The organism is Candidatus Cloacimonas sp., assembly GCA_039680785.1.
In the GTDB taxonomy this organism is placed as follows: domain Bacteria; phylum Cloacimonadota; class Cloacimonadia; order Cloacimonadales; family Cloacimonadaceae; genus Cloacimonas.
On record JBDKSF010000054.1, the window covers coordinates 1 to 10,791 of the forward strand.

Here is a 10,791-nt window from a genome sequence, read left to right on the forward strand (position 1 = left end):
ACCAAATAGTTAGCTAATTTGTTCCAGCAAGCTACTTCACTTCCACTCGTCATCCACCCCACCACAACTCATCCTTAACGACGAGTGAAGGAGGAGAGGAGGAGGAGAGGCATAAGAGAATCAAGTAGGGAAGAAACAAAAACACTTGACTTTACAAGCACTTCAAAAAGCAATGCAATAACTTTACTTTTTTTGATAATGGAGAGATAAATGTTAAAATTGAATCTAAATCGGGAAATGGTATCCCGAGCCCGAAAAGCGGCGGTAAAGATAACGAATTCATTTGCTTGGCTGTTTGAGGGTTATTCTACGGTTGCTACGGAGAGGACGGTTTTGCGCTTGATGGGTATAGATGGTGCCCTTAAAGATGGTAAACCATTGCCCAATGTAGTGATAGATAATTTGGTGGAAAATTCCGCTCTGCCGAAAGGGGCAGCGATCTGGGTGGCTAATGCTATGTTAAAGAAAGGGCTAACTGCTCAGGAAGTAGCGGAAGCAGTTGCCTATAAAGGTTTGGAGCTTACTCAAATTCCTCTTGCTCAAGGCGCAGAAATTATGGATACCCTTAATCCTTTGGTAGAAAAGAGATTGGGACAGATAAAAGCGCAAAAGGAAAAAAGAGAAGAACTGCTGGCAAAATATCAGCCCCGTCCTCAGCCAGCTACATATGTAATTGTCGCTACGGGAAACATTTATGAAGATGTAACCCAAGCCAGGGCTGCGGCAAGAGAAGGCGCTGATGCCATTGCCGTTATCCGTTCTACGGCTCAGTCCCTCTTGGATTATGTGCCTTATGGAGCTACTACGGTGGGTTTTGGTGGCACTTTTGCCACGCAGGAAAATTTTAAGATTATGCGGAAAGCGCTGGATGAGGTATCGGAAGAAGAAAAGCGTTATATACACTTAACTAATTATGCCAGTGGACTTTGTATGCCTGAAATTGCAGCCATGGGGGCAATGGAACGCTTGGATATGATGTTAAACGACGCTATGTATGGCATTTTGTTCAGAGACATTAACCCCAAAAGAACTTTATTGGATCAATATTTTGCCCGAATGATCAATGCGTATGCGGGCATTGAAATTCAGACCGGAGAAGATAATTATTTAACAACTTCCGATGCTGTGGAAAAGGCATATACGGTTACCGCGAGCCAGTTGATAAATGAAAGTTTTGCCATTTTAAGCGGAATAAAACCGGAAAAAATGGGTTTGGGACATGCTTTTGAGATTGATCCGGAGCTGGAAAACAGTTTTAGTTATGAATTGGCACACGCTCTTTTAACTAAGACCCTCTTTCCCAATTCACCGGTAAAATATATGCCTCCAACCAAGTTTGCCAGTGGCAATATTTTTAAGACCTATCTGCTGAATGCAATGTTCAATTTTATTGGGCAATTAACTGAGCAGGGGGTTCAGCTTTTAGGAATGATGACGGAAGCAATTCACACTCCTCATTTGGCAGATAGAGCTTTAGCCATAGAAAATGCTCAATACATATTTAAGGCGGTTAAAGACCTAAACCAAAATCTTTGTCTGACAGAAGATAGTTTTATTAATAAAAGAGCCAACGAGGTCTTGGCTCAAGCGACGGAATTTCTGGAAAAAGTAGCCGAAGAAGGGCTGTTTAGCGCTATGGCAAAAGGAGAATTTGCAGAAATTAAGCGTCCCGAAAATGGCGGAAAAGGTCTGGAAGGTGTATTTATAAAAGACAATGACTACTATAATCCTTTTATGGAAAGTATGAAACAGGAGCTTAAGCTATGAGCAAAAATATCATTCGTCCCTATGGGGATACCTTAAATGACGGCAAAATGCAGCTCTCGTTCACTTTGCCTGTTTCCTGCGATGCTTTGGGAAAAGAAGCAGCGAATAGATTATTTATGCAAATTGGTTTTGAAGAAGCAGAAATTACAAGTATGCAAGATTTGACTGAGGGTTTTACTCATTTTATCGCTTATGCCGTAACTTCCATTAGTGTAGATATCAGTAAAATAAAAGTAAAAGTAGTGGAAACACCGGTGCTGACGATGGAAGAAACCGATGCTTTCGTGGCAGAACATTTGGGTAGAAAAATAATAGTTGTCGGCGCTTGCATAGAAAGTGACGCTCATACCGTAGGAATTGATGCCATAATGAATATGAAGGGCTACAATCATAGATATGGATTGGAACGCTATCATAGTTTTAATGCCATAAATATGGGCGCTCAAGTTCCCAGTGAAGAATTGCTTGCCAAAGCCAGAGAAGTGAATGCCGATGCTATTTTGGTTTCGCAAGTGGTTACTCAAAAGAACATTCATATAAAGAATTTGACGCGTTTGATTGAACTTGCCGAGGCGGAAGGTCTGCGCGATAAAATGTTGTTTATTTGTGGTGGACCGCGCATTTCTTATGAACTTGCCATCGAACTTGGTTATGATGCTGGTTTTGGAGCTGGATCTTATGCTACTGATGTTGCCAGCTATATTGCCATAACCTTGGCAAAACGAAAAGCCCTAAAATAAGTAATGCTGAAAAGGTTTAAGCGTTAATTTATGCTGTCTTTAATAATAACGATAATCGCCTTCGGATTGATGATTTTTGTGCATGAATTCGGGCATTTTTTAGCTGCCCTGTATTTTAAGGTTGGAGTGGAAAAATTCTCCATCGGTTTTGGCAAAGCAATTTGGCAAGCCGAAAAAAATGGCATTGAATATCGAGTGGGTTGGATTCCTTTGGGCGGTTATGTTAAAATGCAAGGTGATAATCCGGAAGAATATGTGGATAATGAAGAAAAAGGCACTTTTTTAGGAACTTCCTGGTTTAAAAGAGCCATCATTGCCTTTAGCGGACCTTTTGCTAATGTAATTTTGGGGCTGTTACTATTCATCATTGCCTTTATGCTGCCGCAAAAGCAAGAGGACCTTTTGCCAGTTGTTCAAAATGCCAAAGGAATTTGGGCGGAATATTTTAGTCCGGCGGATAGTATTGTAAGCGTAAATGGAAAGCCAGTTAAGGGTTTTCAGGAATTTTTGCTTATACTTACAAATGAAAAGACCAATACTATCGAGTATATTCATAACGGGCAACGGACCTTTCTGGAAGTTAGTTCTGCCCAAGCTGATTCATTACTAAAATCTTTGGAGCCCAAAGTTGATACAATAATCGGTGAGGTCTTTACGGGAATGCCTGCCTGGCGAGGTGGTTTAAAACCCGGAGATAAAATTTTGGCAGTGGATAGTGTGAATGTTTCCGATTGGTATGAAATGCGGGAAAGAATAATTGGCTCTAAAAAGGAAGGGGTGGAACTGACCATTTTGCGCAACGGGAAAATTGTGAAACGAACCATAGCTTTGGAAGAAAATGTCTCGATGGGTGATCAGAAAATGATTGGGATCAGCCAATATATGCCAGTGAAAAGTGTTACAAAATATAATATCTCTCAGGCAGTAAATTACGGAACACGCAGCACTATCAATTTTATTGCGATGAATTATGTGGGCTTATATAAACTATTCTTAAAACCGGAGCAGCTGAAAAATAACCTGGGTGGACCTGTTATGATTGCTACAATGGGTCAGCAAGTTGCCCAACGCGGTATTGGTTCCTTAATTATTTTTCTGGGCTCCATCAGTTTGGTTTTGATGATTATGAATCTTTTACCCATTCCGATTTTGGATGGGGGACATATATTTTTTGCCATTATAGAAGGAATTATCAGAAGACCGGTTCCGATAAAAGTGCAAGCGTTTTTACAAAGAATTGGTTTTGCATTGCTATTGCTATTAATGATTTATGCTTTCTATGCGGATATTTCCAAGCTGCTTATTCGGCAATTCTCGCTGAGGCAATAGATGTTCAGTTTTTCTTTACAAAAGAAATCCGGAAAGGCAAGAGCCGGCGTGATAAAAACTGACCACGGAGATATTCAAACACCGGTTTTTATGCCAGTAGGAACTTTGGGAACAGTGAAAGCAATGAGCCCCAAAGAATTGGAAGAAGTGCAGGCACAAATAATTTTGGGCAATACCTATCATCTGTATATGCGTCCTGGGCATAATTTAATTCAAAAGGCGGGTGGCTTACATAAATTCATCAGTTGGAATCATCCCATTTTAACGGATAGCGGTGGTTTTCAAGTAATGAGTTTGGCAGGACTTCGCAAAATTAGTAAAGAAGGCGTAAAATTCCAATCTCATATTGACGGTTCGCCTCATATATTTACTCCCGAAAAAGTGATAGAAATTCAGGAAGCTCTTGGTGCAGATATAATTATGAGCTTCGATGAATGCCCTCCTTATCCTTCTACCAGGCAATATGTAGAAAAATCGCTGGCTACAACTTTGGATTGGGCTGAAAGAGGCAAAAATGCCTTTACCAATAGTGAACATCAGGCACTTTTCGGAATTGTTCAGGGTGGAATTTATGAGGACTTAAGAATAAAATCTGCTTTGGCTTTAATGGAAATGGATTTTCCCGGCTATGGAGTGGGTGGTCTTGCCGTGGGAGAAGAAAAAGAAGACCTCTTTAGAATTACTTCCTTATTAAATGACATTTTGCCTGTGGATAAACCTCGCTATTTGATGGGGGTGGGAACTCCCAGTGATTTATTGAATAATATAGATCGTGGAATTGATATGTTTGATTGTGTGATGCCAACTCGTAATGCTCGCAAAGGAAGTATCTTTACTCGTTATGGAAAAATGATCATTAAGGCGGCACGCTATAAAGATGATTTTAAGCCCATTGATCCTTTATGCGGATGTTATACTTGCACTCATTTCAGCCGTGCATATATCAGACATTTAATTACAATGAACGAGATTTTGGGAATGCGATTAACTACTATCCACAGTTTATGGTTCTATCAAGAACTGATGCAATTGGCAAGAAAAGCAATTCTGGAAGAGAGATGGAATGAATTTCTGGCAGAAATGCTCCCGGTTTTGGATACCATTGTTCAGTAAGAAGATTGTTTTATACGGTCTTTGCTTTGTTGTCTTTTGGTTTGTTAAAAGTGGTCTTTTTTGCCAAGAAAAAGAAGAAATTAGTGCTTCCGATTCCATACACATAGAGGTTCCGGAACCCTGGACGGGGAATTGGCTGTATAAAAAAGTTTATCCTCTCATATTTAAAGTGGAAAATGAACGCGAGCAGGAATTGGATACTTACACTGGTTTTGAACAATATGCCGGTAAACAAATCAGTAATATTTTCATAGTTAATTTGGATGTTTTTGATCTGCTTACCAATAAATCAGATAAGCATATATATAACAAGATTTTGGCTTTGGGAAATCAAGTGCACTATAAAACCCGAGATTGGACTTTGGAAAATATGCTGTTTTTTGCCGAAGGGGATATGATAGATGCAGAAGTTATGAATCGCAACCTTGCCTATATCAAAAACCTGTCATATCTAAGAGAAGCGGAATTTCTGATTAGTGAAAATGAGGATAATACCGTAGATGTCTTCGTTCTGGTGCGCGATAAATTTTCACTGGAACTCTCTGGCAGAATTATCTCCACCGAAAAATATCGCTTGAAGATAAATGAACAAAATATACTTGGCTTGGGGCTAGGACTAAAACACATCTGGCATATCAACCCTAAAGAAATGAAGACCCTTAGCTGGGAGAGTTATTTTAAAAATGCCAACATTAAAGGAACTTTTTGGGGTGCGGATGCCTATTGGCTATACTATCCTGGTAAGCAAACCCGGGATTTGTATTTCAGCCATCCATTTCTATATCCTGCCACTCCTCATTCCGGAGGTTTGGAAATAAGGGATTATGATGTTCATCCGCCTGCAGATACAATTGCTTCTGAAAAAATAACCTTAAGTTCCTGGTATGCACATAGTTTTGGTTATCCGAATCATCTGACTAATGCTTACAAATATGCTGCCTTGGCTCTGGAAAGGAATTGGTTTCCGGAAAGGCCTGAAGTTAGCGAAAATATAGGTAAACCCTGGCACGAAAATATCTTTGCCTTAAGTTCCCTGGCGTTCAGTAAAACAAGCTATACGGCGCTGAGAAATGTAAACACCTATTTGGTAAATAACATTTTGCCGGTTGGTTACTTATGGGAAAACTTGCTTGGCTATGAATGGGGTGAATTTCGCAATCGTTGTTTTCTGGGGACACATTGCTCTTGGGCAGATAAATATGACAATGGCTCATATTTATATCTATTTAGCGCTCTGGAAACATATCTGGCTCAAGATGGGCTGGAACAAAGCATAATTGCCGTTGAACCTCTTTATATTTCACCCTTACAAATATATGGCAGTTGCCGCAGCAGATTTTTCAGCAACAGTAATTTAATTATCGGAAGTAAATGCTTGAATAGGGAGCAAATGAATGTTTCCTCCCTTTCGGGCTATAGAGGTATTTGGAATCTGGAAGGTAGTAAAATCCTGCGCTCCAGTATTGAAAACGATCTTGCTTTACCCTCGCAAATTTGGGGTTTTAATATAGGACTCTTTGCCTTTCTGGATTGCGCTTTTGGGGCAACGGACTTAGCTGATATAAGTACTAAAAATATTCTGCTGACCGAAGGGGGCGGTATAAAAGTAAATAATCCTGCCTTAATTTGGGATTCCATAGAGCTCTGCTTCGCTCTGAATCAAAAAAAGGCAAGTAAGGGAGAATGGAAAATATCTCTGTCCACAAATCGGGGAATCGAACTTCCTGAATTCTCTGGCAAGAAGCCACAGACCTACAAATTTCAGTGATCAGTAAGTGGGAAGTATGTGTAGTCCTGCTTTACATAAAGAAAAAAATAAGTGTGAAGGAAGATGAGGCAAAGATGAGAAAATTGGATGTTGTTAACATTTATATTGCGGAAACGGAATGCCTAATAAAGCTATATAACTTTCTTTATTACAACTGATTATAATCATTATTCGTAGGTATCGCAGTTCTTCCTTTTTTTCTTTCGGAGGGGAATAAGTTTTGCTTGACAGTATAGCTATATTTATTAAGAGGTCAAAATGGGTTGTTTTGAAAGGACTAATTTCAGCCAACCTTAATACTTGTTTGATAGAATTTGTTAATTATCAAGAAAAGGAGATAATATGAAATCACAAGTTCACAAACTCCTTCTTCTGCTGATGCTTTCAGCAATTACCCTTGTTGCGTATGCAACTGTTAATGAATACTCTTTTGAGTCAATTCTGGGAACATTTACTGAAATCAGTGGGGGAACAACTCACGGAACCAGTGCAAATGACAATGAATGTTTTTTAGCCATTCCACTGGGTTTCACTTTTACTTATAATGGTGTTGACTATACTACAATCAGCATCGCTTCCAATGGTTTTATTGCTATGGGTGATACTGTAGCTACAAGCACAGTTCCAATCAGTTCTGGAACCTCTACTAACAATGTTATTGCAGTCCTTTCCCGCGATCTCAAATCCAGAGCAGGTGGAACTCTAATGTCCTTAAGCAGTGGAACAGCTCCTAATCGGGTTTTTACCATTCAGTGGAAAAATTGGCGGAGAAGTCCTACTACAGCGGCAAATGATGATTTTACTTTTCAAATTCAACTGCAAGAAAATGACAATAAGGTGGTCTTTGTTTACGGACCCTTTACGGCTGTAACTGCTTCAACTGCTGCTACTGTGCAGGTTGGCTTAAGAGGTGATTCCAATGCCGATTTTAATAATCGGACAACTACAACTGACTGGTCTGCTACTATAGCTGGAACTGCGAATAACGGAAATTGCACTTTAAGTGCTTCTGTATTTCCTGCTAATGGTTTAACATTTACTTTCACACCTCCGGTAACAGGTGAACCACCTTTGGCAGCGCAAAATCCTCATCCTGCCAATGGAGCTATAAATGTTCCTATTGGTTCCAATCTTACTTGGATTACGGGTGGAGGCATTGTAGATGGTTACAAGGTCTATTTTGGAACCGACAATCCTCCTACCAATATAGCGAGTGGTGTTATCCAAACTGCAACGGTGTTCGATCCTGCCAACGACCTAAGTTACAACACAACCTATTATTGGAAAATTGTGCCCTTCAACCAGTTTGGAGATGCAGGTGATTGTCCTGTATGGAGCTTTACGGTTTTGGCAGATCCAACCGTTACTACCTATCCTTATGAACAGAATTTTGATCTGGTAACTGTTCCAGATCTGCCTCTCGGATGGACAGTTATCAATGCCAATAATGATGCTTACACTTGGCAATCCTATAACGCTAATGGGCAGACAACTCCCAATTCTATGCGTATTCGTTATAACACTACTTTGGCTATGGATGACTGGTTGATGTCTCCTCCGCTTGTATTCACTGATACTCACAATTATAAGATAAAATTCTATTATTGTGGAGGCGGATCAAACTATGTGGAAAAATTATCTGTCTATTGGGGAACTACACCTACGGCAGCAGGTTTAACAAATTTACTATGGCAGAATTTGAATATTACCAATACTGCCTATGAAACAGCTGAAATAGTATTACCTTCTGTGACGGGTGGAACTTATTACATTGGTTTTCACGGTCATAGTGATGCTGACAAATTCTACATTTATTTGGATACTTTCAGCGTAACGGACATTGTAGAACAGTTAAATCCTCCCCAGAATCTAACTGCTACAATACAAGATTATTACAATGTGCATTTAACCTGGCAGGCACCTGTCGCCAATATGGCATATACCGAAGGTGGCAATCGTGAACTTTTCGGTTATAAGGTATATCGCAATCAAACTTTGATCAACACCATAAATAGTGCTTCTACTCTTGTTTATGATGATACAAATTTAACGGTTGGAACCTACAGCTATACAGTTACTGCCTTTTATACAACGGGAGAATCAGTTCCTGCGGGTCCTGTAAGTGTAACTATTGTAGCTCCTTTGTTACCACCTACAAATTTAACAGCGACCGTGGATGGTAACGATGTTACTTTGAATTGGGGAAATCCTGAACCACCTCCTCCCGGACAGTGGATTACTTGGTGCAACGATGTATTGGGAAATAGCATTGGAACCAATTCCGTTGCTAATTTTGATGTGGCACATCGTTGGCATGTGGCTGATCTTGCTTCTTATGTAGGAGATACTATAACTCAGGTTAAATTTGTTCCTGCTGAAGCTAATTGTGTTTATACAGTGAAAATCTGGACGGGCGGAAGCGCTACTAATGCTGGAACCTTGGTTTATTCTCAGCAGATTCAAAATCCAGTAATAGATAGCTGGAATGTGCATGCTCTTACCACTCCTGTTACTATTCCTGCTAATAGCGAAGTTTGGGTTGGATTTAATTGTAATACGCAAGCGGGATATCCTGCCGGTTGTGACAACGGTCCACAGGTTGAAGGCAAAGGCAATATGATGTATTTTCAGGGAGCTTGGTCAACCCTTAGCACGATCAATGCGTCTCTTACTTATAATTGGTTGATTCAGACCTTTGTAGAGAATAGCGCTACCCTGAAAAAAATGGAACTGAAACCGATTGCTGATTTTCATCCTTCCGTAAGAAGCAGCGGTGAACTTGCCCTATTACACAAAAATATTGATACTTTAAACCAAAGAGCTATAACTGGCTATAAGGTCTATAGGGATGGAACTCTCATCAACACAATTTCCGATCCCGATGTTACAACTTACGCTGATATAGATTTAGCCAACGGAACTTATACCTATGGTGTGAGCAGTGTCTATTCCACAGGAGAATCAGTCCCTGCAACTGTTCAGGCAATTGTAAATGTTCAGTTAGCAACGGCTTTCTTTACCGATGATTTTGAAGGATATCCTGATTTTGCAACTGTGTTTGCACCCTGGACTTTATTGGATGCAGATTTATCCACAACTTATGGTTTTTCGGAGATCGAATTTCCCGGTAGCGAAGGTCCTATGGCATATATCGTTTTCAATCCTGCTTCCACTGTTCCTCCGGTGACAACTATCATTCCTCATAGTGGAACAAAAATGGTTGCCAGCTTTGCAGCTACAACTCCTCCCAATAATGATTGGTTGATTACTCCACGAGTTAATCTGGGAACGAATGCAGCTCTTAAATTCTACGCGAAAAGCCATACTGCTCAATATGGTATGGAACGATTCAGAATCGGAGTATCTACTCTGCCTCAAATTAATCCTCAAAGTTTCCAATATATAACCGGAAACGATTATGTGGAAGTTCCGGCTAACTGGACAGAGTATATTTACGATCTCTCTGCTTATGATAACCAAAATGTATATATCGGAATTCGCTGCGTTTCTAACGATGCATTCATCTTTTTTGTAGATGATGTAAGCATTCATGGTGAAGGCGGTCATATTGTTAGTAACGAGGATGAACTGGCTTCTATGGTGCGGACGGAATTGAAGGGAAATTATCCCAATCCGTTCAATCCGGAAACCACTATTTTTTACAGTGTAAAAGATCATACTCCAGTTACAATTGATGTATATAATCTTAAAGGACAGAAAGTAACTACTCTGGTTAATGAAACTAAAGCTCCTGGTGACTATTCTGTCGTTTGGAAAGGTCTGGACGAAAATAACCGCCCTGTCTCAAGCGGCGTGTATTTCTTCAAGATGAACGCTGGAAAGTATAGCAGCACTAAAAAAATGATAATGATGAAGTAATTGAACCTAATAAGTAATATAAACCCCGGGCTGAATTGGCTCGGGGTTTTTTTCAGGAGGGTTGACCTCCTGGTCAACCCACAACAATCAAACTATCAAGCTATCCTAAAATATACCGGAAACAATATAACTCTGTTGTCAGGTGAACGACGAGGGCATCGTTTTTCCTGGAGGGTTGACCTTCTGGTCAACCCA

General features: G+C 40.1%; 6 protein-coding genes. All 6 read left to right on the forward strand.

Annotated elements, in window-relative coordinates; all coding sequences use genetic code 11:
• Positions 1-210: 210 nt before the first annotated feature.
• A complete protein-coding gene (locus ABFC98_03480; GenBank protein MEN6445089.1) occupies positions 211-1,767 on the forward strand; it encodes a lysine 5,6-aminomutase subunit alpha in 1,557 nt (518 codons plus the stop codon).
• Positions 1,764-2,507, forward strand: a complete 744-nt coding sequence (locus tag ABFC98_03485; GenBank protein ID MEN6445090.1) for an OAM dimerization domain-containing protein — start codon at positions 1,764-1,766, stop codon at positions 2,505-2,507. The genes ABFC98_03480 and ABFC98_03485 overlap by 4 nt, the downstream gene beginning before the upstream one ends.
• A gap of 30 nt (positions 2,508-2,537) precedes the next feature.
• Positions 2,538-3,836 (forward strand): RIP metalloprotease RseP, encoded by a 1,299-nt coding sequence (rseP, locus tag ABFC98_03490; GenBank protein MEN6445091.1) that lies wholly within the window; start codon positions 2,538-2,540, stop codon positions 3,834-3,836.
• Entirely contained in the window at positions 3,837-4,949 is a 1,113-nt protein-coding gene (gene tgt, locus ABFC98_03495; protein MEN6445092.1) for a tRNA guanosine(34) transglycosylase Tgt, read from the forward strand. It begins immediately after the preceding gene.
• Positions 4,939-6,717, forward strand: coding sequence for a hypothetical protein (locus ABFC98_03500; GenBank protein ID MEN6445093.1), 1,779 nt, complete (start codon positions 4,939-4,941; stop codon positions 6,715-6,717). Before tgt ends, ABFC98_03500 begins: the two co-directional genes overlap by 11 nt.
• Positions 6,718-7,059: 342 nt before the next feature.
• Positions 7,060-10,596 carry a choice-of-anchor J domain-containing protein gene (locus tag ABFC98_03505; protein ID MEN6445094.1) on the forward strand — a complete coding sequence of 1,179 codons (3,537 nt, stop codon included), beginning with the start codon at positions 7,060-7,062 and terminating at the stop codon, positions 10,594-10,596.
• Positions 10,597-10,791: the final 195 nt, after the last annotated feature.